The sequence below is a fragment of the Heyndrickxia sp. FSL W8-0496 genome (assembly GCF_038007825.1).
Classification (GTDB): domain Bacteria; phylum Bacillota; class Bacilli; order Bacillales; family Bacillaceae_C; genus Heyndrickxia; species Heyndrickxia oleronia.
This window is the reverse complement of sequence record NZ_JBBOXX010000001.1, coordinates 4,189,281-4,215,495: the sequence shown is the minus strand read 5'-3', so window position 1 is coordinate 4,215,495 and position 26,215 is coordinate 4,189,281. Positions and strand designations below refer to the sequence as shown.

The following is a 26,215-nucleotide window of genomic DNA, read 5'->3' as shown; positions in this document are numbered from 1 at the left end:
ATAAATGGATGTTGGTACTTTTTTAAAGAGTTACTGGGTATCACTCTTTTTTCATAGAAGATAGAGTATCAACTATTTGGAAGTTAATTTCAATAGGTTCCTGATGTCGAAATAATGCTACCCCAAAAGTTTAGATTTTTGTCCTAACTTTTGGGGTACATTCATTATTAGTTCAAGTATTTACTTTTGGTTTTTGATTCCTTTAATGTAGTATTATTTATGAAATGAACGATTAAAGCGATTAATGGCAGAGCTGTTCCAATAAGTAAAGTTACTTCACTATTAAATTTATAGTAAGTATGCCTTACTACTAAATGTAAGTATTAAATTTCTACAAAATAACCTACGCAACAGAAGTGAGTAAAATGTCAATGATTAGGCTAAACGGTTTTATTCGGATCCTCTAGAGCTATAACCTCCCTTGCTGCTTCTAAGAAGGATAATATGATCGGGGAAAGCCACTTGTCTTTATGCCATGCCATATGAGTATAAACGTGCAAGTCTGGAATATGCCATGGAAGAGTAACAAGTTCACCCCGTTCCACTTCCGCTTCTGCTGTTATTTCAGGAAGAAAGGCAGTACCGATTCCCGCAATTGCACATTGTTTAATGGCTTCGGCATTTTGAAACTCTAAATAAGTAATATTATCAATGCCCTTTTGCTCAAATGACCGGTCAAACATGGTCCGATAGGTACAACCCTTTTCATTAACTAGGAATACCTCTCCATGAAAATCCTCCTGCTGTAAAACAGATAATTTCGCAAGACGATGGTCGGGAGCGACGAAAAAGCGGAAAGTTTCTTCCAGCAACGGTTCCACTGTTAGTCCTGTTGAGAGAATGGGTTCGTCCAGCATAAATACTACATCTGCGGTTCCCTCAAAGAGCGTTTGCTTGAGATGCTGATTTGGAACAGAGCGGAAGATGAGACGAACTCCTGGATAACGCGAACGAAATCGCTGAAAGACTGCTGGAAGTCGATAGGCGCAAAGAACCTCGTTGGCACTTATCGTTAGGGTTCCGCTTAGATTTTCATTGTCATGAATGACACTGCGGGCTTCGTCCAACTTGTCTAGAACACTTTGAATATGTGTTAAAAAGCGCTTACCAGCAGTTGTGAGAACGAGTTGCTTGCCCAATCGGTCAAATAGACGAACACCAAGCTCTTCCTCCAATGCTTTGATTTGCATTGTGACGTTGGAGGGGACGTAGTTCAGAACTTCCGCTGCCCGACTGAAATTTAAAGTGGATGCAACCGTACGGAACGTATTCAATTGTCTCAATTCCATCATACTACCCCCATTTACTTTCAATATTTTTGAATACTACTTTGAATTTTGTTCACTTTTATTGAGGTTACCACGGCTTTATACTAACAACAAGAAATACATTTTAAATATTTGTATTTCATTTTGAAGGGAGAGACAATACATGGATTATGAGATTTTTGAGTTGGGTGACGTAACCTTGCAATCAGGAGTGACGTTACCAAATGCTTTTCTTGCTTATAAAACTTATGGGAAATTGAATAAGAAGAAAGATAATGTGATCATCTATCCAACTGCTTTTGGCGACCAGCATGTTCAGAATGAATGGTTGATTGGAAACGGAATGGCACTAGACCCACAGAAATATTTCATTATCGTTCCAAATCTGTTGGGAAATGGGTTATCATCGTCACCTAGTAACACACCTCCTCCATTCGATCGGGCTAATTTTCCACAGGTAACCATCTATGACAATGTTAAATTACAATATCGGCTGGTGACTGAAAAATTCGGCATTCAAAAGATTGCTCTCGTAGTTGGATGGTCAATGGGAGGCATTCAATCATTCCAATGGGGGGCAAGTTATCCAGACATGGTAGAACGAATTGCACCTTTCTGCGGAGGGGCAAAGACTTGGCCGCAAACGTATGTAGTTCTTGATGGAATGAAAGCAGCGCTCATGGCAGCAGTTGGCTTTGATTCAAGTAAAATTAATAAATTGACCTCTGCAGAAATGCGCGCCGTTGGTCGTGTTTATGCTGGCTGGGGCTTATCGCAGGCGTTTTACAGAGAGGAACTTTATCGGGAGATGGGATATGACTCATTGAAAGGTTTTGTGGCTGGTGTCTGGGAAGATAGCTTTATGAAGATGGATCCGCACAATGTCCTTGCTATGTTATGGACAGGACAATTTGCAGATATTAGTGCAGACCCTGCCTATAATGGAAATTTCGATGAGGCGCTCAAAAGCATTAAAGCGCTTGCCTGCATCATGCCAGGGAGCACGGATTTATTCTGTACAGCGGACGAGAACAAATACGAGGCTACGCTTATACCTAATGCTGTTTTTAATCCTATTGAGTCAATCTGGGGCCATTTTGCCGGTCGTGGAATCAACAACGTCGATAATAAATTTATTGATGACAATCTAAAACGCTTATTGGCACTAAGTATAAATGAATAGATTATCATGAATTATTGTTGCGGTGGAAAATGTCAGACATTGAAATGTAAACTGTATTGAATCAAACATTCGGCATAGTTTTGAAATTCTTTTGATTCTTATGTATTTCAGTTATATCTCTTGTAGTATAATCCTCGGCAGGCTGGCCACTGCTGAAAACAACGAGTATTTACTTATGAAAAGGATAAACTAATTGTGTTTCGTGATGAATGAAAGGAATATTTACACTAATATTAAAAGGGTGACGATTATGCTTGATGAAAACACAATTAGTATTGTTCAAACCACTGCTCCTGTGTTAAAGCAACACAGTAAAGAAATCGGGAAAAGGTTTTATACATTATTATTTGATAAAGCCCCTGAATTAAATAACATTTTTAATCAAACGAACCAAAAAAGAGGGCTCCAACAAGAAGCTTTAGGATATGCTGTGTATGCAGCCGGAGAACATATAACAAATCTTGAGGCAATCAAACCTGTAATAGAGAGAATATCCCAAAAACATCGGGCAATTGGTATCACACCTGATCAATATCCAGTGGTAGGTGAAACGTTATTGCAAGCAGTAAAGGATGTACTAGGTGAAGCTGCTACAGAAGAAATAATTGATGCATGGGGTAAGGCTTATGGATATATTGCGGATGCGTTTATTAGCATTGAAAAAAAGCTTTATGAAGAAACTGAGCATCAACAAGGTGGATGGGAAGGCTACAGAGATTTTTATGTAGATAAAAAAGTGAGAGAAAGCGAAGATGTTACATCCTTTTATTTAAAACCCAAGGATGGTAAAGGAATTGCAACATATAAACCTGGGCAATATCTTACCATTAAGGCAAGAATTCCAAATGAAAAATATACTCATATTCGTCATTATAGCCTTTCTGAAGCTCCTAATACCAACTATTATCGTATTAGTGTGAAACGAGAGGATGAACATCCGAACACACCTGAAGGAATTGTCTCGAATTACTTACATAAACAAATTCAAACCAACGATATCCTTCAGTTTTCTGCCCCAGCGGGAGATTTTGTTTTATATAACAAAAGTACACCCGTTGTTTTGATTAGTGGTGGTATTGGAATTACCCCAGTTCTTAGTATGTTAAATACTGCTGTAACGGAACAACCTAATCGAAAAATAATATTTTTATACGCAGCGCGGAATAGTAAGTATCATCCTTTTAAAGACCATATTCAGCAATTAGAAAACAATCATCCAAACTTAAAATTATTGGTTTGTTATGATTCACCAACAAATGAGGATAAACAGGAGAAAAACTTTGATAAGGAAGGATATATTGATTTGGAATTTTTAAAATCTAATGTACCAGACAAAAATGCTGATTTTTATTTTTGTGGTTCTATTCCTTTTATGGATTCCGTTATTAAAATATTAAATGAATGGGGTATACCAGCGGAGCATATTCATTATGAATCCTTTAGTCCAGTGGCTATTTTGGGAGAGGATTAATGAATGTTAAATATTTAAAGGTTGATTAGTGAGCATTTAAACTAATGTTGTAAATCAATGATGATTAATTAAGGGAGACAGTCAATCTAACTCGTATTACCAACATCATTGATAATGATAAGGATCATTTTACTATTAGAATCTTATTGACGTGTAAGAGATACTAAGAATTAATGGAGAAAAATCTTGCAACGAAGGCCCCTCTCGAATGAGAAGGGCCTTTGAAGATGATTTAAAAAATACGTCGTCTAAAGCGAAATGAAAAGACGAAAATAACTGCTGCAAATGGGACAAATCTTCTTCTGAAACCTGATATCAAGAAGAATCCTCCAGGAGGTGGATCCCCACTAATTACTCCTCGATATACTCTTCCGTCACGCATTCTTACTTCAACTGGTTCGCCTCGATATCTCATCATTGGATTCATTATTTCACTTCCTTTCTTTTTGGATTAAACAAAAGGACAGAAGCCTCTGTCCTTAAGTGGTGTGTTCACTCATTATGACCAAAAGGAAGTTCCTACAATGATAAGCAAAATAAACAATACCACGATTAATACGAAGGAACTGCCACCACCGTATGTGGTTCCGCCATGACTATAACCACCTGTTCCACCCCACATATATACTCACCTCCATATAATGATTTAGAGTTCATTCATCCATTGAAGGGAGGTTTTTAAGCAAATAGAATTAATAATAACCTCCTCCTACATAAGAAGTACCTACAATGATAAGCAAAATAAACAATACTACAATTAAAGCAAACCCCATTCCTGTGCCACCCATATTAACACCTCCTGTTCATAAACTAGATACTATAATCTATCCACTATTACATTATGTAAATCCTAATATTATGGAATGGACAAACGTAATAAAAAGTAGAAAATCCATGTTTGTCTAATAGATTTAAATCCTATGGAAAAAAGCGTATGCAATAGACATACGCTTTTTTCTGGGAGGTGCCTGTTATGGTGGTGGCTGCAGCTAATATATAAATTATGTAGAATTTAATAATTTGCTTGGACGAGTGTATTTGTATTTATAGATTGTAGATTAAACCGATCATTGTCCATAGTAAAAATACCTTCACAATAAAGTCAGACGAGCTAATCTTCGTCTATTTATAGATATTAGTCTAGGCATTTTTGAAAAAACAAATAAACAGTGTGTATCAAATATAGAGTGATCTTATTGGAGAGTAGTAATACTGCAGGATGTTTTAAAGTGATACTGCCATTATATTATCTAAGTCAGCACCGAAAGCTATGCAAGGTGTTAGAGGAGGTTCCTCAACAATAGACTTTCCTGCATTTAGTATAAACAATACTTTTGTTATTAACATAGTTGAAAAACCTATGATAGAAAATAATTAAAAAGATCCCCATTTCATTGAGTCGGGTCTCTTAAACTAATAGGGAGGATTAGATTAATAAGGATAAAGATTCCTATGCAATAATTATAACCATTTCTTAGTGTGATTTTAATAATGTGGGCAAACTGTTTTAGTATGTTAGGTACAGTAACTATAGTACTTAGAAATTTCAAGGGTATGGTAAACTAAATACACGAATAAAATGCTTTGTTAAAAAGGGAATACGGTAAAAAGGAGTATACTGTGAAAATTACCAGGGAGACTTTAGAAAATCAGCAAATTTGGATATATGGGGGATCGCTAATTTTTGGAGGGATTTTGGGAATCAACAAAGGTATAGGAACTAATTTAGAATGGATGATTTCGCCACTCATCGCTATTCTTATGTATGGAATGTTTGCTCAAATTCCATTTTTAAAATTGCGTGAGGCTATAGCAAATTTCAGATTTATTTCTGCATTATTAATAGGCAATTTTATAGCTGTTCCAATCGTTGTTTGGATTTTAACGGCGATTTTCCCTCAATCACCTCCTATTTTATTAGGGGTTTATTTAGTTTTACTTACTCCTTGTATTGACTATGTAATTGTCTTTACTCAACTTGGGAAAGGGAATGAAAAATTAATCTTAGCATCTACACCTATCCTATTCGTCGTACAAATGATATTACTTCCTGTATATCTATGGATATTTATTGGTGAAGAGATGGCAGGAGTTTTTGAAGTAGCTCCATTTCTTGAAGCCTTTCTATTCTTAATAGTTGTTCCCTTAATATTTTCCGTAATTTCTCAGGTATGGGCGAAGAAGAGAGAAATTGGAGTGAAAGTACTAGAGTTTACAACTTGGTTACCTGTTCCATTTATGGCATTAGTATTAATTGTGGTCGTTTCCTCTCAAATTGGAAGGGTATATAGCGATTGGGAATTAATTGTACGTGTCATTCCCATATATATTTTATTTTTAATCATTACACCATTTATATCTAGACTGATCGCCAATATATTTAATTTGGATAAAGGGGCAGGAAGAGCTTTAATATTTAGTACAGGGACTAGAAACTCGCTTGTAGTCCTTCCATTAGCATTAGCTTTACCTGAAAATTGGGCAACATTAGCTGCTGCAGTGATTGTTACACAAACAATTATTGAATTAATAGGAGAATTAATCTATATAAGAGTTATTCCAAGGATAATGATGAAAGATCATTCAGAATCTAAAATACAGTAGTTGTTGTGAGTAGTTTGATAGAGAGAACAATTAAAGCTGTATAAAGAAGAAAGGGTCAGCCTGTAAAGAAATGTACTTGCTGTAACGGGCGCATTCCTTTAATAAGGAATGCCTTTTTTGATTAAGGATAGATTAGTAGATGAGCGGTGTTTTCTAATGTTCAATAATGGAAAAAGGAAAGCTAAATAACAATTAGATATATAAGTTTATGCATTTTTATGTAATAATTATTTTGTGAAATGTAAATTTACTATTTATACATAGTGAAAGTGGGGATCATAATGGCAACGGGAACACATACAGTAGACATTCCAGTAGATGTACAAGCAGTTTGGGATTATGTCAGTGATCTTGAAAAATGGGCAACGTCAGTGCCTGCCTATAAAGAACATAAACTCATCAATGACAAGCAATCTATCTGGACATTTGAAGGTAATGTGAAAGGTATTAAAAAAACAATACAAGCTCAGGTAGATATTACTGAATGGAATGAACCTTCAAATATTAAATTTGAACTAAAAGGTTTATCAGATAATTTTACAGGAAGCGGTCAATTTACTGCAGAAGATGCTAATGGTAAAACAACAATGACTTGTACGGTGAACGTTCATGCAGGTGGATTAACGGGTGCAGTGCTAACACCAATTATTAAATGGGCTGTTCCAAAAGTAGCATCTCGTTTAACAGAATCTATCGCACGTAAAATAGTAGTATTCTCATAGTTTTCAAAGATTGAAAGCTGAATGAAATTGGAGATTTCTTCTAAGTGACGAATGCTAGTATAAAAAGTTTCAATAATTAGTGGAAAGGGGCTATCCGAAAGAGGATGGCTTCTTTTTTTTGCTCCATTATGGGGGCAATTCAAAAATATTACCGCGCTGTTTTTTTAGAATAGAACCACTTTATGTAAGAGAAGGTATGTTTATCGCATACAATTCATGCTAGAACAAATAAAGGTGAAAAACTGATAGTAGCTTCTATTGTAAAGGTTTCTAAACTATAGGGGGCAACGTTTAACAGGGAGCCTTTTTCTTATGTCATAAGAAGCAGTTTAGTTGACTATCTTTTGTTCAATAGATCTATTAAATTGTTGACTAATTGTTTTGGGCTAAGTCCGATCTGTACATAAGTACACTCTCATTAAATAATGCATACGATAATTTGTATAAATCTGTGAAGGGAATGAATTAGATGTACTATACCTCCTGTATGTATCCATACCAATCTAATGTTTATGGGGCTAATGTTCAAATGCATAATAATTATATAAGACATCCTGATTACTGGAATAATTATAATAACCAAAGAAATAAGGTGAAAGATTATGGGCGGAAGCCATTTGTAGTCAATATTAATGAAGCTGCGAAACATAACAATACTTATCGAACTGCTTTGTGGACAGGAAAACATTTGCAAGTGACATTGATGAGTATTAATGTTGGTGAAGACATCGGTTTAGAAATTCACCCTAATACTGACCAATTCCTACGGGTTGAACAAGGTCAAGGGGTTGTGCAAATGGGACAGAGAAAAGATCATTTAAATTTTGTTCAAAAAGTTTATGATGATTTTGCCATTATGATACCTGCTGGCACCTGGCATAATGTAACGAATACAGGTAATATCCCTTTAAAACTTTATTCTATATATGCTCCTCCACAACATCCATTCGGTACGGTTCATTTAACTAAAGCACAGGCTTTAGCGGCGGAAAAATAGAATTCTAATTAATACTTTCTGGGGCTTACTTCAAAGAGGAGTAAAGCCTTTTTGTTGATCCACAAACTGGCAGTTTAGCTCAATGAAAAGGTCTACGATTGTACTATACCAAATGAAAAATGACTATAAACTTTATTTAGTTTTAAAACCTCAAATACGTATTATCCCGTACTGCTTTAGGACGGGGTTAAAATTAGTTGTTTTATTTTTGATGTAAATTACTAGTGAAGACTGACTTATTGAAAATCAATCATATACGTATAACAACTAAATAGCATTTTTGATTTCCAAACTAAAATTTTTATCTTAAATCAGAGAAGGTATGAAGTGGTACATAAACGATTTTATTGCCAAGTTTCCTGCAAACCCTTACTATGAAAAAAGAAGTTTATTTAAGAGTGTAGAAGAAACGGAGATTTAACATGTGGGATTTATTATCACAAATGCTTTCAAGAATGACGCTCATTATCACGATTGCCTTCCTCTTTACACGACTGCCTATTTTTAGACAGATGATTAATCGGGATTTAAACATCAAAGGTAGCTTTGTTATGATTATGCTCTTTGGATTATTTGGTGTCATAGGAAATTATACAGCCATCGTCGTCAATCCAGATGCACATGTAATTTCTAACTTATGGAATCCTGAACTTCAAATGGATAATGCCATTGCCGATACACGTAATATAGGCATTATCATTGGAGGCCTGGTTGGAGGCCCAATTGTTGGACTTGGATCAGCATTAATTGCAGGTGGACATCGTTTGTTTATGGGGGGATTTATTAGCAATGCCAGTTTTATCGCCTCACTTGTAGGTGGTGGATTAGCTGGACTTTTCGGCCGTAAACTACGTGGAATTGGTTTAATTCGACCTTTACCTATGTTTTTAATTGGTCTTTTGATCCTTATCATTCAAATTCTACTTATCCCGTTGATTACTACCCAGCACATGACAGCTTTTCATTTAATTAGCTATACTGGGATTCCGATTATCGTCATCAATAGTATTGGTATCTGGATTTGTGCGATGATTTTTTATAGTGTGATTCAGGCTGAGGAACGAACACGTGCCAACCAAACGGCTACTGCACTATCCATTGCAGACCGGACACTTTCACTTTTCCGTCAAGGGTTAAACGAATCCACGGCATCAAAAGCCGCAAATGTTATCCAACAGTTAACCAATGTCGACCATGTAGCAATTACTCGTGGTATTAGAGAGCTAGCTCATACAGGTGGAAGCAGCAATCCATCTGAGCTTAAATATAGAGAACAGGTCATTCAAACGAGGAAAATGAAAATCGTTCGATCCTATACGAATGCATTATATCCGCGAAATGCAAATAAGGCGGCGTTTATTGTATTACCATTACTTGTGAAGGATAAAACAATTGGGACGTTAACATTTTATTTTCGCCACCCATTTCTCATGACGTCTGTTGAACGTGAAATGGCAGAAGGACTTAGTAATTTATTTTCTAGTCAATTAGAGCTGGGAGAGGTTGAACGCTATAATCAGTTATTGCAAGATGCCGAAATAAAGGCGCTCCATGCTCAAATTCATCCTCATTTTTTATTCAATGCTCTAAATACAATTGTTGCGCTTTGTCGTATGGATCCTATGCTCGCTCGTAAATTGTTACTTCATTTATCTACCTTTTTAAGAAACAATTTGACAGGACTCACAGACCGTCTAGTACGTATCGAAAAAGAATTGGAAAATGTCCATGCCTATTTCGCATTAGAAGAAGCTCGATTTCCTGATAAATTTGAACTTAGCGTCGAGATGGATCCGAATCTCAGTCATGCTCTCATTCCACCTTTTATTCTACAACCGCTTGTAGAAAACGCAATTACCCATGGTGAATTAAAGAACTTGGGGGAGATTGGCAAAATCCACATTAACATTAAGCAACGAACAGAATCGAAACTACAGTTAACGGTGATCGACAATGGAATTGGCGTGCCACCAGAAAGGCTCGTTGATTTAGGCCAGCGTGTTGTTAACTCCACCAAAAACGGAAGTGGGTCGGCACTTTTTAATATTAAGGAGCGCCTAACCGCTTTATTTAGCCGAGATGCGACTTTTAACATGGAAAGCAAACAAGGGAAAGGAACTACCGTTTCAATTACATTACCGATACAATTTTAATTATATAGAGAGGTTAGGTAGATATGCTGTATGCGTTTATTGTAGAGGATGAACAATTTGCACGAGAGGAATTAAAATATTTATTAACAGAAACAGGTGATATAGAGATTATTGGCGAGTCCGAAACGATGCACGAAGCTCTATGGGATATTAATGAATGTCAACCTGATGTGGTGTTCCTTGACATCCAGCTGGCCAAAGGGAATGGAATGGAATTGGCGAAACAATTTAAACATATGAAAAAACAACCGATGATTGTATTTGCTACAGCTTATGATGCGTATGCACTTGATGCATTCGATTTGGATGCCATTGATTACATTATCAAGCCAATTGATGGGGCGAGGCTTCGTAAAACGGTAGACAAATTGCTAGTACATGCACAATTCCATCGTGGTAATCCGCAACAAGAGGATACACAGTCGCAGGGAACAAAAACAATTCCAGTAAAAGACGACGATCGAATGATTATTGTACAAGTTGATGAGATTTACTATATAGGAACAGAAAATCGCCAAACGTATATTAAAACCGCCCAGCATAAATATGAAACTGATCTGTTGCTTTATCAAATATTAGAAAAGCTAGGAGATGACTTTTTACAAGTGCATCGAGGGTATATTGTTAATTTAAAACAGGTTACCGCCATTGAGCCATGGCTTAATCGTGCGTATAATTTAATTTTAAAAGATGGATCAAAAGTACCTATCAGTCGCTCCTACGCGAAACATGTTAAACAAAAATTGGGAATTAAATAAGTTGATTGCGTCTTGCCTTCAAAACATAAAAATAGCATCCATTCTTATAGTAAAAGGATGGATGCTATTTCTGTAATTTATTAAGACCAGCCAATCAATTGGGCGATAACAAGTGTTACAACCGAAATTCCAGCCCAAATGAGGAACAATGGGAAGAAGAAGCGAACCCATTTTTGCCATTGAACACCCGCAATCGCAAGTGCTGCCATGAAGTACCCACTTGTCGGATAAAATATATGGGTGAACCCATCACCAAGTTGATAAGCAAGAACAGCAGTTTGTCTCGTCACACCAACCATATCAGCAAGTGGCGCCATTATTGGCATGGTTACAAGTGCTTGTCCACTTCCAGACGAAATAATAAAGTTAATAAACACCTGTACAATATACATACCAACTGCCGCTAATGCAGGTGGCAAATCACCAACAAGCGAACCAAGCGTATGAACCATCGTGTCCATAATGTTACCATCTTCTAGTACAACAGCAACTGCCCGAGCCAGCCCAACTATAAATGCTCCCATTAAAACATCTCTAAAACCTTGGTTAAAGGCTTCACAAATTTCGCCTAATTTAAGACCGGCAATCATTCCGACGACAATTCCCATGATGATAAAGAGTCCTGCCATTTCAACCATAAACCAACCTTTTGAAATGACACCATATACAAGAATGACGAAGAATACAAGCGCTACAACCGCTGCCCACTTTTGGCGTGCAGTGGCGGATATAGCTTCAGCTTTTCCCACACTAGTATATAAAGCACGTTTTTCCACATCTTCCTCATATACTAGACTACGTGTTGGATCTTTTTTGATTTTCTTTGCATAACGGATAATGAATAAAATAGCTGCCGTAACTGTCACAATAAAAACGATTAAGCGTAATCCAAGTCCAGAGAAAACAGGCAAACCCGATAATTTTTGTCCAAGCCCTGTATTTATCGGATTTAGTACACCTGCTGTAAACCCAACCACAGTTCCACAAAGTGCAATGGCTGCTGCTGTAATTGAATCATAACCCAGTGCAATAATAAGAGGCATAATAACCGGAATGTAAACAAGTGATAATTCTGCTGTACCAATCAATGTTGCTATAACGGCAAACACGGTTGTTAAGACAGGAATGAGCATAATACTTTTATGCGAGAATTTCCGTGCCAGTTTATCAACAGCAACCTCAATGATTCCAGTACGCCTTAGAACCATAAACATCCCACCAATGATAAACGTGAAGAATACAACCTCACCTGCATCAATCAATCCCCGTGGAATCACCGTTAAAAAGTCTATAATCCCAACAGGTGTTTGTTCAACATGATGAAAGGAATTTGGGTCAATTGTTGTTCGACCTTCCGGACCTGGTACACGTTTAAATTCCCCCGCCGGAATGAAATAGGTGGTAATGGCGGCTAGCGCACTAAAAACAAATAAAATGACATAAATATGTGGCATCTCAAATTTTTTCTTTTTCTTTTTTGGCTCCTGTTCTGTGTTCAGTTGCTCTGTATTTAACATGTTGCTCCCCCCGGAATGTAGATGATATTACCAAATAAGTGCAAATAGTACTAAGTCAATCTTGGTATGTACACATTATAAAAAAGAAAACGCTATCTCGGACGTTTTTGTGACAAAGCGTTCACATATAAAACAAATGGTACACATTCCGAAACGAACTGCACACTTTACTTCTCGTTATGTAAATATTTGCAATTGGGGATATCGAGGAGACGAATGCAAAACCATGCAAATACTAGGATGAAAGTTTATATGGGGTTGTGAAAGGGAGGGAAACACGAGCTCATGGTAACGAAAGAGAGAGAATGGTTCCCCAAATGGAGCAAAACCGAGGTACAGGGTAACGAAAGAGAGAGAATGGTTCCCCAAATGAGCAAAACCGAGGTACAGGGTAACGAAAGAGAGAGAATGGTTCCCCAAATGGAGCAAAACCGAGGTACAGAGTAACGAAAGAGAGAGAATGGTTCCCCAAATGGAGCAAAACCGAGGTACAGGGTAACGAAAGAGAGAGAATGTTCCCCAAATGGAGCAAAACCGAGGTACAGGGTAACGAAAGAGTGTGAATAACCCCAAAAGGAGCAAAAGCCGGGTACAGGGTAATGAAAGAGAGCGAATGAATCCGCAAAACGAGTAAAACATGACCACTGTAACTGGGATGTACGAAAACAGAAGTGCTCCCATGTCAGTTAACCTTAATTGAAAAAATAAGAGGGCTTAAAATCTACTTATAAGTCTACTTCGACTAAAGGGATATATTACTTTAACGAGGCATTAACTAAAGAACAGATAAATAATATGAAGTAATTCGATGTACTGATTTAAGGAGGCTCAATTTATATGGTAAATTGGGGGCAAATTAGAGAAAAAGGAAAAAGGCGAATTGTCCTATTATATGGAATCATCTTATCAATACCGTTGATACTTGACTATTATATAGTTAAATATCTTCTTAAATCGTTCCGACTAGACTTTATTTTTGTTGAATTTTTGATTGTTTCGATCATTTGTATTTTATTAGGTCTCATACTTGCTTTACTTATTTGGCATAGGATGAAGAAAGATTGGTCTAACACAAATTCCTTTTTTAAGAAGCGAGGATAGATTTTTGCCAAGGTGGCAGGTTTTTTGAATAAAGACCTAGAAGAAGTAATACTAGATGAAATAAATTAGTAGATATGGAGATAAAACAATGAGGATTCGTGAAATTAAAGAAAAGGACAATCAAACAATAGAAAAAATTATTAAGCGTTCATTGGAATCATTTAAATTAAACATTCCAGGAACAGCCTATTTTGACCCTCAACTAAGCAATCTAACACAATTTTACAAGGAGCAATCAAATGCAAAGTATTGGGTTGCAGTGAATGAAAAGGATGAAGTGTTAGGCGGTGTGGGTATTGCTCCATTTGGACAGAAGACGGGAATTTGCGAGCTGCAAAAGCTTTACATTACCTCCGAAGCTCAAGGCATGGGTTTGTCGAAAGAGCTGATGAAAGTAGCACTCGACTTCGCTAAGGAACATTATACTCACTGTTATTTAGAAACATTGAAGAAACTACAAGTTGCCAATCTCCTTTATATCAAATTAGGTTTTCAACAACTTGAAAAGGCACTAGATGGTTCTGAGCATAGTGCTATGGACGCTTGGTATATAAAGGAATTATCGTAAACTAGTAGAATACATATATGATTTTGCAAGATTACTCTCCAGCTAAATAAAGATTTTTTTGATAGCTGTGGATGGAATATGAGATCTTGTAGCATTACATGGAAATGTGAATAAACACGCTTATAAAAGTAGAATTATAGATCAATTATAGGAGCACTCTTTTAATAAAGGATGCTCTTTTTTAGATGAAGTAAATGGACAAGGATTGAAACTTATTTGTGATATAAAGGTTGTACAATTGGTCTTGATTTATTACCTGACTTTTTACACCCACTTTATTTTTATAGAAAAATAAAGTGATTATCAATATCAATATAGCAAGCTTGTAAAGCTATTGAAGGTCAATAGCTCTTACTTCTTGATCGCTAAAGAAAAAAGGGCTTCAATAAAAGCCCTTATTTAACTAGCATTTTTACAATCATAGATAAGCGTTTAAGACCATCGTGTATTTCTGGAAGCGGAGCAAATGAATAAGAAATTCGTAGGTATTGTTCAGCTTGGTGATCATAAACATTTCCTGGGTTTAGTAAAATTCCTTCTGAGAGTGCGATTTCAAATAACTTTCTCATGGAAATTAACGGTAACAAACGCAGCCAAATGTAAAATCCTCCAGTGGGTTTTTGCCAAACGGCTAGATCGGAAAAATACTTGTTCAAAGTATCTAAAGTAAAATCTCTTCGAATTTTCAGTTGTTCTCTTACTTCATTTAAATGTTTAGAGTAGAATCCGCTTGAAAACCATTCTACAGCAGCCCACTGTGATAAAGAACTAGAACCGTAATCGGTTTGCATTTTAATATCTGCTAAATGCTCAACTACTGGTTCTGGACCAACAATCCATCCAATACGGAGACCAGGACTTAAAGATTTAGATAAACTTCCCAAATAAAGTACAAGGCCATTTTTGTCAAAAGACTTAATTGGTTTTGGTAAATGTTCATCAAACCATAGTTCTCGGTAGACATCATCTTCAATCAAAGGTAGTTGTTCTTGTTGACAAGTATCCAACAATTGTTTCCGCCTGTCCATAGTCATTAATGTACCCGTTGGATTATGAAATGAAGGAATGGTATAGAGTAAAGCAGCTTTTTGTTGTTTTTTATATTGTTTAACAAGCTTGGCTTGAATTCCTTCTTTATCCATAGGGATACCCATTAAACGCATACCTGCTGACTGGAAGACATTTAAAGAATGAAGATAGGATGGTTTTTCTGTTAATACGGTAGACCCCTTATGCAATAAACCAACACTGATAAGCTGTAGAGCTTGTAATGCACCGGATACAATTAAAATAGAAGAAGGAGAAGCATAAATCCCAATTGTCGTTAAATAGTTGGCTATCTGTTCTCTTAATGGCAGCAACCCCTTCGGTTCTTCATATCCATAAGAAATTTCTCTATTGGCCAATTGATGAAATATTTTTTTCATTGCCATGCTCGGAATAAGATTTGGTGATAATTCTCCAGTTCCAAGACGAATGATGTCTGGAATAAATTCTGCTTGATTTATTTCTTGAATCGTTGGCAAATTTGGCTTGTGAGTTCCTACCTTTACATATGAATTCCAATCGGGAGGAGGCGTGGTCACTAATAAATTCCAAGTATTATTAACCACTCTGGTTCCACTGCCGCTTTTTCCTTCAATAAGTCCTTCAGCTATTAATTCATCATAGGCTGTTACAATTGTACTTCTATTTACTCCTAACTCTTTTGCTAAAGTACGTTGAGGAGGGAGCTTATATCCTATCGTCCATTCACCATTTGTTATTTTTTCCTTTATAAAATCAGTGATCTGCTTATGTAATGGTACCGACGATGATTTATTTGGTTTCCAATCGGTTGTAAACATCAAAACGTTCTCCTCTTTTTGTTTCTATTATATAATTTGGTTGGTTTGGATTCCATCCAATTGGTTGGAGACAAAGACAATATTTCAACTACAATTGACCTTGGAGCACAAATCGAAAGGGGAATTTTATATGATCGAACCATTTATTCATGGGTTTATTCTTTCACTTGGATTAATTCTGCCACTTGGTGTCCAAAATGTTTTTATTTTTAACCAGGGGGCTATGCAACCTCGATATATGAATGTATTACCAGTTGTTATAACAGCTTCTCTATGTGACACCTTATTAATTTTAGTATCTGTTTTAGGGGTTTCCTTACTGATTTTAGGTTCATTTTGGTTTAAAGTTATTTTAATTGGGGGAGGGGTTATTTTTTTAGTCTATATGGGATGGACCACATGGAATAGTAAACCAAATAATCAAAGAAATTCAGATGTAAATAAATTTTCTTTAAAGAAACAACTATTATTTGCGGCATCTGTTTCTTTATTAAACCCACATGCAATCATGGACACTGTGGGGGTAATAGGAACAAGCTCAATAAAATACCATGGAGTTGAAAAAATAATATTTGCTTTTACATGTATTATGGTTTCATGGCTTTGGTTTATTGGACTTTCACTAATTGGTAGAGTCATAGGGAAAATTGATAAATCTGGAACCTTCTTGTTGGCTCTGAATAAAGTATCTGCCATTATCATGTGGGCGGCTGCAGTTTATCTTGTTTTTTCTTTATTTAATGTATAAGCAATTTCAGAGGCTATAGAAAGGAGATAGGTCATATGAAACCAAAGTTTTGCCCTAATTGTGGTGGTAAGAGACTAATTGATGAATCATTTTATTTTAAATCATTTTCCAGCCTAATTTTTAATGACAAAAAAGAAAATGCATAGTTGTACCAGTTAAAGGATGGGGAGTAGATTGTTTTCACTGTAATTGGGAAGGAGAAATTCTTTCTTCCAAGAATGAATAGGTATTCCATCATCTTCTTAAGCTAATAAAGGCTCCTTTAATTGGGGGTGAAATAAAGGGGAGATTAGTTGGATATAGGGTTTCGCTGTTGAAAGTGAGGAGGTACTATTTTCTAAACCTAAGATAACAGCTATTGATTATTTTTATTTGTATTTTTGTTAATTTTTTTTATCAAATATTCAGTTTGAATTTGACCAATTATTGCAGCAATTATTGCGTTTGCAATATTAATGATAATAAACCATTTTAAAATCTTTTTTGTTTCATATTTCATTCATACTCACCTTTATTAACAGTTATTTTAAATTAGTATCAACATAAGAAAAACTATTATTCAACAAGTTAATAAAAAGTATATAAAGGAAAAGCGTAGAGCGATGAATTCCCAACCAATTTTATCGTAACACCATAAGTTGAACAAACAGGCAGTTACTTTAAAAAGGAAATAAGTATAAAGTATCGAATTGATAATTTGAGGTGGGAAATCAATGCTTAAACAAATCATTCAAAATTGGAAGCAGTATTGTAGTGATGATAATTTTGTAGGTATAGGGTCTACAAGAAAAGTATATAGAGTTTTAGATTACGTAATAAAAGTACATTTGCATCCAATCGGTTATAAACAATCACTTAATGAATTAAAAGTTTATTCTTCAATGGCGGATAAAGGTCTTGATTCATTACTCGCTCAGACATATTACGTTGATGAATTCATATCTGTACAAACATATTACAGACCCTTAGAACTAAAGGACAATCAATCGTATGAGATAAAGGTGGTAGAACACCAACATTTGATTCCTGATTTGTTTGAAGAAGTTTTAGAAATATTAGATAAAAAATTTGATTGCTTTGATTTAAAAGACAGTAGTAACTATGGTTTAAATAATGATGGTAAACTTGTCTTTACCGATTATGGTATGACAAAGAGTTTATATGACAAAGAGTGGGTTCCGTTTGCCGAAAAAGGTATAATTCCACAAATTCACTTTGACTTTTGCAAAGTTTGTGGAATAGAGAAGGAACTACGAATGTACGGAGATAATGACAAAGACAACCGTTGTTATGATTGTGGTAAGGAATAAGGAGAATCAATGTGTTGGAAAGTTTGTGAAGAGTCCAGCTTATGCTAATGGTGGCGTTAGTTGAACAAAGCAATCATAATTTGGTTTTCCACAAACCTACAATTAGTTAGTAAACGTTCTTTAATAAAAAGTTTAATGGCTATGCCCATGCCAAAATACTTTCCTTAATATCTGAAAACCTATTTTCTCATATCAGTTCTTTTGCCATTTACAAGAGGATTAGTATTGATTCAATACATAGTTATACTAAATGAACATGATATTTTTAATAAAAGGTTTGGATAAATTTATTAAAAATAAAAGAGAAATAAAATGTACGGTAAGTGGCATGTCAATGGCCGCTTAATCAATTATTGTAGAAAGGAAATGAGAATTGAAATTAGAACGTTTGATTTCCATCATATTCAAGCTCTTAAATAATGAAATTTTGTCAGCTTCAAGTTTAGCTGATGAATTCCAAGTATCAACGCGAACCATTTATAGAGATATCGAAGCGATTTGTGCGGCAGGAATACCAGTCGTTTCATACCAAGGTACTAACGGAGGTTTCGGAATTATAGAAGGTTACAAATTTGATAGGAGTTTAATAGGTTCATATGACATATTGAGCCTCATCACTGTATTAAGTAGTTTATCAAGTATTTTTGAAGATAAGGAAGTTGAACATACGATAGAAAGATTAAAAATGCTAGATACAAGTGGAAACAATCGGACTTTGTTAGTTGACTTAGATAGCCATAGAACAGAACCGAATTCTTTAATGGATCTGCGAAAAGCTATTCATGAAAAAAGGGTAATCCGCTTTGATTATGTAAGTAATAAAAATGAATTTACATCACGTGAATTAGAACCTGTTCACCTTCATTATAAGTATCGCAACTGGTATTTATATGGGTATTGTAGAGAACGTCAGAATTATAGAGAATTTAGAGTATCACGTATGATGGGTATAATATTGACGGAAAAAACGTTTGTCCAAACTCACGAAAGGAAAGAAGATTCAACTTATTCAGATGACAATCTAGAAGGATTTGAGGATGTAGTAATTTGGGTTAATCCTAATTCCTTAGCAGGAGTATTAGATCAATTCCAGAATTCTGCTAAAGTCATGAACAGTGATGGAAGTATGACAATTACATTATCTGTTTATCAACCTCTACATGCTAGATGGCTTAAATCAATTCTTTTAAGCTTTGGTAGTGGAGCTAAAGTTATAAAACCTGTGGAACTGCAATCAATTATAGTAGATGAGGCAAAAAAAATAATGAAAGTTTATGAAGATATATGACAATCTGCTGTCATATATCTTTTTTTATAATACGAGTATCAAGTTTTGAAACCAAGAAGCTAAGGAGTAGATGCTAAATGAACCATGCAAAAAATATGTATAAGTACCATGTTTGGGCTAATAAGGTGTTATTAGAAAGAATAAACGAACTACCAAAAAATGTCTTATATGAAGAGGTAAGTAGTTCATATCCAAATATTGCTCAAACGTTTAGTCATATCTATGTGGTAGATGTTATGTGGTTACAAGTACTTAAAGGAATGGATATGCAAGAGGCGTTGGAAGCCTCTATGGTAATTCTAGAAAAGGTCAATTCCTATTCATTAGACGAGTTTGTTAAGTATTTTGAAGAACTCGCTTTACAGTACGAAGAATGGATGACTAGCCAAAGAGATTTAGAACAAAAAATTAATTTGAACAATCCTTGGTCAGGAGCTAGAGAAACTGCATACTCAGAAATTTTATTTCATGTTGCTAACCATGGTACGTATCATCGAGGTAACATAACAACTATGTTAAGACAACTGGGATACGCTTCGATAATGAATGACTTCTGTTTATATTGGTATCAGAGTTAAGGCAAATAGTATTTCAAATGAAGGGTGACTCATTTCTGAGAATGCAATATAGATTTTTACATTAATTTAAGCTGTAATAAAAAAGTCGATTCCTTAGTGTATAGGAATTCGACTTTTTTAGGTTGAAATTCGCTTATTGTAAAGATTTCCGAGGTTCTGGCGTTACCCCTAATATAAGTTAAACTTCCCCCTACATCACAAATATTTGTTAAAACTATTTGCCGAATACTTTTAACCTACTTAGAAGAGGTAAGAGTTGGAGATCTAGTGAGGATCAGCAGCTCTTTTTTATTCAAAGAAGCATTTTCTGAAAGAAGGAGATAAATCAATTATAGATAAATTATAAGTAATAGCTAAATTTGTGAGAGGTGAAACTCAATATGGATAATGATAGATATTATTTTGAAATAGCACTTAAAGAGGCGGAGCAAGCTTTGAAGGAGAATACTTATCCAATTGGAGCTGTTATTGTTGATGAGAGTGATAATTTAATTGCAAAAGGGAGAAATCGCGTTCATCCAAATCAAGATGCGACAGCCCATGCAGAAATCGATGCTATTAGAAATGCTGGTCAAGCCATTTTAAATGCGAAAGTTAAACGAGAAAAATTTACAATATATACAACCTTAGAGCCATGTCCAATGTGCACAGGTGGTATATTGTTCGCAAATATAAAAAAAGTGGTATGGCTATTAAATGATGATTTAGGCTTTGGAGGGTACAGAAAAATAAAAGCAGCAAATGTCTTTGAAGAAAGATTTGATGAAGTCGATATAATTGAGGAACCGTTCGAGGACTTAAAAAAGAGACAAGTGGAGCTAATGGAAAAATGGGCAATCAATCCGAATAATGTAGTTCATTTAAGAAAGGCATTAAATAAATAATTTATTATGGACTGCTTTGACAGTCCTTTTTGTTATCGTTCTTCAACTTGTTCGTTCAGAAGAATGTTATCATAATCTCTTTAGATTTTTTTTCAATTCTCTCAAATGTAAACAGCTATCTATTAGATTATGTATCCATATTTTCAAGGACAGTATCTCCCTTTATTTTGCTCATCTATTTTTTACAAGAAGATAGACTTTATTCATAAAAAAACTCATATTAGGCACTATGTTTTATCAAAAGTTAAGAATTCTTAAGGATTTTTACTCCTTTTTCTTCAGATTTGGATTTTAAAGTAGGATTATCAATTCAAATCAATGGAGTGATTATCAATGAAGCGATTGTTTTTCCTATTTCAATATATAGTTAATCCTAGAACAGTTGGTGCAATACTTCCTAGTTCCAAATTTCTTGGAGATAAAATGGTAGAAAGAATTAATTTTGCGAAAGCTAAATACATTATCGAGTATGGACCAGGTACCGGTGTATTCACAGAGGAGCTGCTCGAAAAGCGAAACCCAGAGACCATTATTGTATTGGTGGAATACAATAAGGAATTTTACTTACTTTTGAGAGAAAAGTTTAAAATGGAAAAGAACTTATTCATTATAAATGGTTCCGCAGAAGATATTCATAATTATTTAAAGGACTATCATATTCCTTATGCAGACTATGTTATTTCTGGTCTTCCTTTTGCAAGTTTGCCAAAAAACATTTCCCAAAAAATTTTAACAAATACCACTAAAATTTTAAAAAAGGATGGAGAATTCATTACTTTCCAATACACTAAATGTAAAAAGGCTTTTATTGAACAGTTTTTTACTAAAATTCATGTGAATAGAGAGATTAGAAATTTGCCACCAGCCTATGTCTTTAACTGTTCTAATCCACAAAAGAATATGGAGGGATAATATGGAGTCTAAAATTCTTATTGTTGATGATGACAAAGATATTAGAAATCTAATTTCCGTTTATTTAGAAAACGAAGGTATGCGCACTCAAAAGGTTGAAGATGCTATTGAAGCTCTAAAACTATTGGAAAAAAGAGAGTTTGATCTCATTATATTAGATATAATGATGCCGAACATGGATGGAATAGAAGCATGTATGAAGATTAGACAAGAAAGAAATATGCCCATTATTATGCTTTCGGCAAAATCGGAAGCTGTAGATAAAATTCAGGGACTAGCTTCTGGTGCAGACGATTACTTATCCAAACCATTTAATCCCTCCCCATAAGTGGAATGCTGGTGATTACTATGATAAAAAGAGATTTTAATGTTAAACTGCTAGGTATCTTTTTCGGAAATGAGTTGGATTTATGCAAGAATTTACGATTAAAGGCAATCAAGGGTTTATCCGAATGGAACTACAAAAGGCTAGTGATTTTCTACAGAATACAAACCAATGTGGTGGATATGATGCTGAAGGGATTGTTGAAATTAAGAGTGGAAATTATTATGTATTAGGCAAAACCTGGTTTACCACTGGTGAAGTCTATGAATTTTATAAGCAATTAGATCATTGTTATAGGAACCTTAAAGGGAAGGCTATTTTTTGGAATTATGAAGCTTCTCTCAAGATAGAAGTTATATTTTATCAACTTGGTCAGGTCGTTTTAAAGGGTTATTATAAAGAACAAGCATACTTAGATAATGAATTGCTATTTGAAATAGAAAGTGACCAAACTTTTTTACCACCAACAATAGAAGAACTTAAAAGGTTTGTTGAGCATTACGGTCATTAAAAGGGAATTCTATGGAACTTCGAGCGGGGGCATTCCTTTAATAAGGAACGCTCTTTTTTTATTCAAGTAGGTAAGGATTAATAGGGAATTCATTTTAATGGGGATTTTTTTACTCTTGACCTTAGAGTTTACTCCAATGTTATGGTGTATGTACTGGAGGGTGGTTAATTTGCAAATCAAAGATTTTGCTAACAAATATTCTATTCAAGCTGATACAATTCGTTATTATGAAAAAGAGAACATATTGAAACCAAAAAGACGTGAAAATGGTTACCGGGAATATGATGAAGAATGTGAAAAACAGCTACAACTTATCATGGTATTAAAGCAATTAGGTTTTACAATAAAAGAGATTCAACAATTACTTATATTAAGAGACGAATCAATATCAACAGAATGTAACAATTCAACAGTATTGTTATTAAATCAAAAAATAATGAAACTTGAGGAGAAAATTCAGTTTTATCAACAAGCATTAAAAGTAGTGCAAACCGTTAAAGAACTAGTAAATGAGGAGAAATATTTAGAAAACAAAGAGGTTATCGAAGATTTGCTAGTAGAATTTTTCAAAAGTATTTATAAGAGGGGAATATCATGACTATTAATCAAATGGTTCGTATTGAAAACGGATTTGCCCTTGCCATTTCTTTTTATATTTATATACAGCTAGACTTTCCAATCTGGCTGTTTTTTGTACTTTTACTCGTTCCTGATATTACAATGATTGGTTATGCAATTAATAATAAAATAGGTGCAAATATTTATAATTTTGGACACAGTTTTATTTTACCCATACTTTTAGCATTAGGTTACTTATACTTTTCAAAGGATTATTTACTAATCATATCTATCATCTGGTTATCTCATATATTTATGGATCGACTATTTGGCTTTGGGTTGAAATATCAAGATTCTTTTAACAAAACACATATACAAAGGCTTTAAATGATTCGTACCTTGATAGAAAATTGTTTGCGTAATCTACATATTTGTTTATACCTAAAAGGGAGCGTTAATCGAAGATGAACTGTACCTTCAATTGTTAAATTCGTGACTAACAATTGGGATGCAGTTCATGCAGGATTAGTGCTTTTTTTGTTGAATCTATTACCTTAAAGAGATCAATTGAGGGAGGAGGAAAATAGTAAAAAGCTTTTTCAATTTATTAAAAGTGAGGGGAAGTATATGCCATCTAAGTTTTTTGAAGGCGGGTTACATGGGGGAAATGCTCATGCTGATCCGTTGGAGGTGTTTGAGGGTTTACAGTGGGATACAGTTGGGATAAAACCTGCAAACTGTCCATATTCAGTGTGGCAGGTTCTAAACCATATGATTTTTTGGCAAGATTTTTATCTTACCTACCTTAAGGGTAGTGTACCTGTTCATCCAGAACATGATGAAGACTCATGGCCCGTTGCGATAGCTCCGACAAATGAAACCGAGTGGAGTGACGCTATTGTTCAATTCAGTAAAGGTCTACAGGAAGCTGAAAACGAAGCAAAAAAAGACTTAAATGAAATGAAGGATACGAAATTGGAAAGGACTCGTGGTGTCATTTTAGCCACGCTTATGACGCACAACAGTTATCATACCGGACAGGTAGCTCTGATTCGGCGAATAATTGGAGCATGGCCACCTCCATCTTGGTGATACATGGTTACAATTTTTAGTTTGAGTGTAAAACAATAGTGACGCGTTTATTTAGAACGGGTCTTTTTTATTTTGGCTTTTTTCTCAAACATTGTTGTTACTTAAAAGTAAAATTTGAATAAATAAGCGGTAACCAAACAGTGGGATTTGTTACCGAGAAGGAGGAAAAAGGTTATGCAAGGTAACAAAAGGGAGTGATTGATTACCGTGAAGGAGAAAAAAGGGAGTGATTGATTACCGTGAAGGAGAAAAAAGGGAGTGCCCGGTAACTAAAGGGAATGTTTGATTACCGTGAAGGAGGAAAAAGGGAGTGCAAGGTAACTAAAGCGAGCGATTTATTACCGTGAAGAAGAAAAAAGGATGTGCAGGTTAACTAAAGCGAGCGATTGATTACCCGAGAAGGAGGAAAAAGGATGTGTACGGTAACGAAAGGGAGTGATTGATTACCGTGAAGGAGGAAAAAGGGAGTGCAGGGTAACTAAAGAGAGCGATTGATTACCGAGAAGGAGGAAAAAGGATGTGCCCGGTAACAAAAGAGAGTGTTTGATATTTTTTTAAGATATATCTTGATTTTTAAAGTAAATGCTCCTAATTCTATTAATAATTAAGGAAAATGGATGCTTATACGTTAACGACATAATGTAATTTATCAACTATATATATTATGATTAATTCGTTAGTACAAGGAAGTACCTTATTAAAAGAACGAGTAAGGCGAACTTTAAACAAGATATGTTTGTGAGTATTGTAAAACAAAGTGAAACCTGAGACAGATCGGTGCACTGAAAAAATATTTCATTTAGGAGAATTCTCAAAACAGATTTGATTTCTAATATATTCTATCAATAATTTGAGTTCATATAATAAAACGTTAAAAACTATACAATGATTCAGTAGAAGGATCTTTCTTTGTAATGCAAAGGAGTTAGGGGGAATTAGTTTGGATAACAAAAATAATGCATTAATCATTGTAGATGTACAAAGAGCTTTTGATGATAAAAAATGGGGAGAACGAAACAATCTAATGGCAGAGGAAAATATTTGTAGGATACTAGAATTATGGAGGAACAAAGGTTGGCAAGTAATACATATTCAACACAAGTCCGATAATCCTAATTCTGTTTTTCATCCGAACAATGAAGGATTTGCTATAAAAGAATTGGTTGCGCCTATTGAAGGAGAAGTTGTTATAAACAAGAAAGTTAATAGTAGTTTTATTGGTACAAATTTAGAAGAGTTTCTCCGATTAAATGATATTACGACGGTGGTAATAACTGGTTTGACTACCCCACACTGTGTATCTACAACTACAAGAATGAGTGGGAATTTAGGTTTTAATACATATCTTATTTCAGATGCAACAGCAGCGTTTGGTATTACCGACCAAAATGATAACTATTATGATGCAGAGACGATACATAATATTTCCCTAGCAACTTTAAATGAAGAATTCGCTACAATACTTACAACAGAGCAACTTTTAAATAGAGTGTAAGATGAGTAGTTCTTTGTTTAGGTAAGGTGAACTCATATTCCACAATCTGGCCATAACTATAAATAAAATAGACAAATACCACCTGAATCGAAATATATTGATTATATGATTCAGGCTTTTTCTTTTTAGAAGACCCCTAGAGTACTCATCTAGTGTTTATTCGAATTAGAGGATCAAGTGGAATACTAAAGTTGCATTATTTTTTAGAACAATCATCAATTATAGGCCCCTTTTTCAAGCAGTTCCTCCCCTCTATGTGTATTCGTCTCGATTTGCTTTCTCAATATTGCACTTAACCTAACAATAGGATATTGTTGTATTCGGC

26 protein-coding genes and 3 pseudogenes are annotated in these 26,215 nt (G+C 34.9%); 21 read left to right on the top strand and 8 right to left on the bottom strand.

The genetic code is table 11. From position 1 onward, the window contains the following. Window positions 1-167: 167 nt before the first annotated feature. Window positions 168-302 (bottom strand): annotated as a pseudogene (locus NST63_RS21385) (MFS transporter); the annotation flags it as partial. A gap of 78 nt (window positions 303-380) precedes the next feature. Further along, window positions 381-1,289 carry a LysR family transcriptional regulator gene (locus NST63_RS21380; protein ID WP_341043689.1) on the bottom strand — a complete coding sequence of 303 codons (909 nt, stop codon included), beginning with the start codon at window positions 1,287-1,289 and terminating at the stop codon, window positions 381-383. A gap of 142 nt (window positions 1,290-1,431) precedes the next feature. Between NST63_RS21380 and NST63_RS21375 the strand changes: the two genes are divergently transcribed. After that, the gene (locus NST63_RS21375; RefSeq protein ID WP_341043687.1) at window positions 1,432-2,451 is read left to right on the top strand and encodes an alpha/beta fold hydrolase; all 1,020 of its coding nucleotides are present in this window, start codon (window positions 1,432-1,434) and stop codon (window positions 2,449-2,451) included. A 250-nt stretch (window positions 2,452-2,701) separates the two neighbouring features. Further along, window positions 2,702-3,922 carry an NO-inducible flavohemoprotein gene (hmpA, locus tag NST63_RS21370; RefSeq protein ID WP_341043685.1) on the top strand — a complete coding sequence of 407 codons (1,221 nt, stop codon included), beginning with the start codon at window positions 2,702-2,704 and terminating at the stop codon, window positions 3,920-3,922. 232 nt (window positions 3,923-4,154) lie between these two features. Here hmpA and NST63_RS21365 read toward each other — a convergent pair whose 3' ends face one another. The 3 genes and pseudogenes from NST63_RS21365 to NST63_RS21355 form a co-directional block, all read right to left on the bottom strand. After that, window positions 4,155-4,349: a hypothetical protein gene (locus NST63_RS21365; protein WP_212944174.1), complete on the bottom strand. Its 195-nt coding sequence runs from the start codon at window positions 4,347-4,349 to the stop codon at window positions 4,155-4,157. Between the two features lie 72 nt (window positions 4,350-4,421). Further along, window positions 4,422-4,493: pseudogene (locus tag NST63_RS27835) on the bottom strand (YjcZ family sporulation protein); the annotation flags it as partial. A 121-nt stretch (window positions 4,494-4,614) separates the two neighbouring features. Beyond that, window positions 4,615-4,710 (bottom strand): YjcZ family sporulation protein, encoded by a 96-nt coding sequence (locus NST63_RS21355; RefSeq protein WP_071977748.1) that lies wholly within the window; start codon window positions 4,708-4,710, stop codon window positions 4,615-4,617. 832 nt (window positions 4,711-5,542) lie between these two features. Here NST63_RS21355 and NST63_RS21350 point away from each other — a divergent pair. The 5 genes from NST63_RS21350 to NST63_RS21330 all read left to right on the top strand — a co-directional run bounded on the left by NST63_RS21350 (window position 5,543) and on the right by NST63_RS21330 (window position 11,156). After that, window positions 5,543-6,526, top strand: a complete 984-nt coding sequence (locus tag NST63_RS21350; protein WP_341043683.1) for an arsenic resistance protein — start codon at window positions 5,543-5,545, stop codon at window positions 6,524-6,526. 281 nt (window positions 6,527-6,807) lie between these two features. Continuing rightward, a complete protein-coding gene (locus tag NST63_RS21345; RefSeq protein ID WP_212944180.1) occupies window positions 6,808-7,248 on the top strand; it encodes a CoxG family protein in 441 nt (146 codons plus the stop codon). A gap of 469 nt (window positions 7,249-7,717) precedes the next feature. Beyond that, on the top strand, window positions 7,718-8,245 hold the full coding sequence (locus tag NST63_RS21340) for a cupin domain-containing protein (protein WP_078110175.1): 528 nt from the start codon (window positions 7,718-7,720) through the stop codon (window positions 8,243-8,245). A 422-nt stretch (window positions 8,246-8,667) separates the two neighbouring features. Beyond that, window positions 8,668-10,398 (top strand): LytS/YhcK type 5TM receptor domain-containing protein, encoded by a 1,731-nt coding sequence (locus NST63_RS21335; protein WP_212944182.1) that lies wholly within the window; start codon window positions 8,668-8,670, stop codon window positions 10,396-10,398. Window positions 10,399-10,421: 23 nt separating this feature from the next. Then, the gene (locus tag NST63_RS21330) at window positions 10,422-11,156 is read left to right on the top strand and encodes a LytR/AlgR family response regulator transcription factor (protein WP_212944184.1); all 735 of its coding nucleotides are present in this window, start codon (window positions 10,422-10,424) and stop codon (window positions 11,154-11,156) included. An 80-nt stretch (window positions 11,157-11,236) separates the two neighbouring features. Here NST63_RS21330 and NST63_RS21325 read toward each other — a convergent pair whose 3' ends face one another. Next, entirely contained in the window at window positions 11,237-12,673 is a 1,437-nt protein-coding gene (locus NST63_RS21325) for a YfcC family protein (RefSeq protein ID WP_242598193.1), read from the bottom strand. Between the two features lie 837 nt (window positions 12,674-13,510). Here NST63_RS21325 and NST63_RS21320 point away from each other — a divergent pair. Next, the gene (locus NST63_RS21320; protein ID WP_212944185.1) at window positions 13,511-13,774 is read left to right on the top strand and encodes a hypothetical protein; all 264 of its coding nucleotides are present in this window, start codon (window positions 13,511-13,513) and stop codon (window positions 13,772-13,774) included. Between the two features lie 88 nt (window positions 13,775-13,862). Beyond that, window positions 13,863-14,342 (top strand): GNAT family N-acetyltransferase, encoded by a 480-nt coding sequence (locus NST63_RS21315; protein ID WP_341043682.1) that lies wholly within the window; start codon window positions 13,863-13,865, stop codon window positions 14,340-14,342. Window positions 14,343-14,737: 395 nt separating this feature from the next. Here the strand turns inward: NST63_RS21315 and pdxR are convergent, their stop codons facing one another. Beyond that, window positions 14,738-16,189, bottom strand: coding sequence for a MocR-like pyridoxine biosynthesis transcription factor PdxR (gene pdxR / locus NST63_RS21310; RefSeq protein ID WP_341043681.1), 1,452 nt, complete (start codon window positions 16,187-16,189; stop codon window positions 14,738-14,740). Window positions 16,190-16,319: 130 nt separating this feature from the next. Between pdxR and NST63_RS21305 the strand changes: the two genes are divergently transcribed. After that, window positions 16,320-16,937, top strand: a complete 618-nt coding sequence (locus NST63_RS21305; protein WP_212944188.1) for a LysE/ArgO family amino acid transporter — start codon at window positions 16,320-16,322, stop codon at window positions 16,935-16,937. Between the two features lie 355 nt (window positions 16,938-17,292). Here NST63_RS21305 and NST63_RS21300 read toward each other — a convergent pair whose 3' ends face one another. Next, window positions 17,293-17,436, bottom strand: a complete 144-nt coding sequence (locus NST63_RS21300; RefSeq protein ID WP_212944189.1) for a hypothetical protein — start codon at window positions 17,434-17,436, stop codon at window positions 17,293-17,295. Window positions 17,437-17,650: 214 nt separating this feature from the next. Here NST63_RS21300 and NST63_RS21295 point away from each other — a divergent pair, with 214 nt between their 5' ends. The 11 genes and pseudogenes from NST63_RS21295 (at window position 17,651) to NST63_RS21245 (ending at window position 25,890) form a co-directional block, all read left to right on the top strand. After that, window positions 17,651-18,247 (top strand): protein kinase, encoded by a 597-nt coding sequence (locus NST63_RS21295; protein WP_212944190.1) that lies wholly within the window; start codon window positions 17,651-17,653, stop codon window positions 18,245-18,247. Window positions 18,248-18,620: 373 nt separating this feature from the next. Continuing rightward, window positions 18,621-19,535 (top strand): helix-turn-helix transcriptional regulator, encoded by a 915-nt coding sequence (locus tag NST63_RS21290; RefSeq protein ID WP_341043680.1) that lies wholly within the window; start codon window positions 18,621-18,623, stop codon window positions 19,533-19,535. 77 nt (window positions 19,536-19,612) lie between these two features. Beyond that, a complete protein-coding gene (locus tag NST63_RS21285; protein WP_212944193.1) occupies window positions 19,613-20,113 on the top strand; it encodes a DinB family protein in 501 nt (166 codons plus the stop codon). Between the two features lie 380 nt (window positions 20,114-20,493). Then, on the top strand, window positions 20,494-20,997 hold the full coding sequence (locus tag NST63_RS21280) for a nucleoside deaminase (RefSeq protein ID WP_341043679.1): 504 nt from the start codon (window positions 20,494-20,496) through the stop codon (window positions 20,995-20,997). Between the two features lie 333 nt (window positions 20,998-21,330). Continuing rightward, window positions 21,331-21,909: a class I SAM-dependent methyltransferase gene (locus NST63_RS21275; RefSeq protein ID WP_212944196.1), complete on the top strand. Its 579-nt coding sequence runs from the start codon at window positions 21,331-21,333 to the stop codon at window positions 21,907-21,909. Between the two features lies 1 nt (window position 21,910). Next, window positions 21,911-22,228 (top strand): annotated as a pseudogene (locus NST63_RS21270) (response regulator); the annotation flags it as partial. 91 nt (window positions 22,229-22,319) lie between these two features. Further along, the gene (locus NST63_RS21265; RefSeq protein WP_212944199.1) at window positions 22,320-22,745 is read left to right on the top strand and encodes a WapI family immunity protein; all 426 of its coding nucleotides are present in this window, start codon (window positions 22,320-22,322) and stop codon (window positions 22,743-22,745) included. Window positions 22,746-22,914: 169 nt separating this feature from the next. Next, window positions 22,915-23,343 (top strand): MerR family transcriptional regulator, encoded by a 429-nt coding sequence (locus NST63_RS21260; RefSeq protein ID WP_071977761.1) that lies wholly within the window; start codon window positions 22,915-22,917, stop codon window positions 23,341-23,343. Between the two features lie 2 nt (window positions 23,344-23,345). Next, entirely contained in the window at window positions 23,346-23,690 is a 345-nt protein-coding gene (locus NST63_RS21255) for a DUF4260 domain-containing protein (RefSeq protein WP_169793008.1), read from the top strand. Window positions 23,691-23,930: 240 nt separating this feature from the next. Beyond that, on the top strand, window positions 23,931-24,395 hold the full coding sequence (locus NST63_RS21250) for a DinB family protein (protein WP_341043678.1): 465 nt from the start codon (window positions 23,931-23,933) through the stop codon (window positions 24,393-24,395). Between the two features lie 940 nt (window positions 24,396-25,335). Then, window positions 25,336-25,890: a cysteine hydrolase family protein gene (locus NST63_RS21245; protein ID WP_341043677.1), complete on the top strand. Its 555-nt coding sequence runs from the start codon at window positions 25,336-25,338 to the stop codon at window positions 25,888-25,890. The last annotated feature ends 325 nt before the right edge of the window (window positions 25,891-26,215 follow it).

Bases quoted from the DNA above. Each gene is read 5' to 3' on its own strand.
- NST63_RS21250 (WP_341043678.1), top strand. From the start codon at position 23,931: ATGCCATCTAAGTTTTTTGAAGGCGGGTTACATGGGGGAAATGCTCAT.
- NST63_RS21305 (WP_212944188.1), top strand. From the start codon at position 16,320: ATGATCGAACCATTTATTCATGGGTTTATTCTTTCACTTGGATTAATT.
- NST63_RS21365 (WP_212944174.1), bottom strand. From the start codon at position 4,349: ATGAATCCAATGATGAGATATCGAGGCGAACCAGTTGAAGTAAGAATG.
- pdxR (WP_341043681.1), bottom strand. From the start codon at position 16,189: ATGTTTACAACCGATTGGAAACCAAATAAATCATCGTCGGTACCATTA.
- NST63_RS21345 (WP_212944180.1), top strand. From the start codon at position 6,808: ATGGCAACGGGAACACATACAGTAGACATTCCAGTAGATGTACAAGCA.
- NST63_RS21335 (WP_212944182.1), top strand. From the start codon at position 8,668: ATGTGGGATTTATTATCACAAATGCTTTCAAGAATGACGCTCATTATC.
- hmpA (WP_341043685.1), top strand. From the start codon at position 2,702: ATGCTTGATGAAAACACAATTAGTATTGTTCAAACCACTGCTCCTGTG.
- NST63_RS21285 (WP_212944193.1), top strand. From the start codon at position 19,613: ATGAACCATGCAAAAAATATGTATAAGTACCATGTTTGGGCTAATAAG.
- NST63_RS21380 (WP_341043689.1), bottom strand. From the start codon at position 1,289: ATGGAATTGAGACAATTGAATACGTTCCGTACGGTTGCATCCACTTTA.
- NST63_RS21265 (WP_212944199.1), top strand. From the start codon at position 22,320: ATGCAAGAATTTACGATTAAAGGCAATCAAGGGTTTATCCGAATGGAA.
- NST63_RS21275 (WP_212944196.1), top strand. From the start codon at position 21,331: ATGAAGCGATTGTTTTTCCTATTTCAATATATAGTTAATCCTAGAACA.
- NST63_RS21300 (WP_212944189.1), bottom strand. From the start codon at position 17,436: ATGAAATATGAAACAAAAAAGATTTTAAAATGGTTTATTATCATTAAT.
- NST63_RS21355 (WP_071977748.1), bottom strand. From the start codon at position 4,710: ATGGGTGGCACAGGAATGGGGTTTGCTTTAATTGTAGTATTGTTTATT.
- NST63_RS21315 (WP_341043682.1), top strand. From the start codon at position 13,863: ATGAGGATTCGTGAAATTAAAGAAAAGGACAATCAAACAATAGAAAAA.
- NST63_RS21320 (WP_212944185.1), top strand. From the start codon at position 13,511: ATGGTAAATTGGGGGCAAATTAGAGAAAAAGGAAAAAGGCGAATTGTC.
- NST63_RS21280 (WP_341043679.1), top strand. From the start codon at position 20,494: ATGGATAATGATAGATATTATTTTGAAATAGCACTTAAAGAGGCGGAG.
- NST63_RS21325 (WP_242598193.1), bottom strand. From the start codon at position 12,673: ATGTTAAATACAGAGCAACTGAACACAGAACAGGAGCCAAAAAAGAAA.
- NST63_RS21330 (WP_212944184.1), top strand. From the start codon at position 10,422: ATGCTGTATGCGTTTATTGTAGAGGATGAACAATTTGCACGAGAGGAA.
- NST63_RS21340 (WP_078110175.1), top strand. From the start codon at position 7,718: ATGTACTATACCTCCTGTATGTATCCATACCAATCTAATGTTTATGGG.
- NST63_RS21375 (WP_341043687.1), top strand. From the start codon at position 1,432: ATGGATTATGAGATTTTTGAGTTGGGTGACGTAACCTTGCAATCAGGA.
- NST63_RS21295 (WP_212944190.1), top strand. From the start codon at position 17,651: ATGCTTAAACAAATCATTCAAAATTGGAAGCAGTATTGTAGTGATGAT.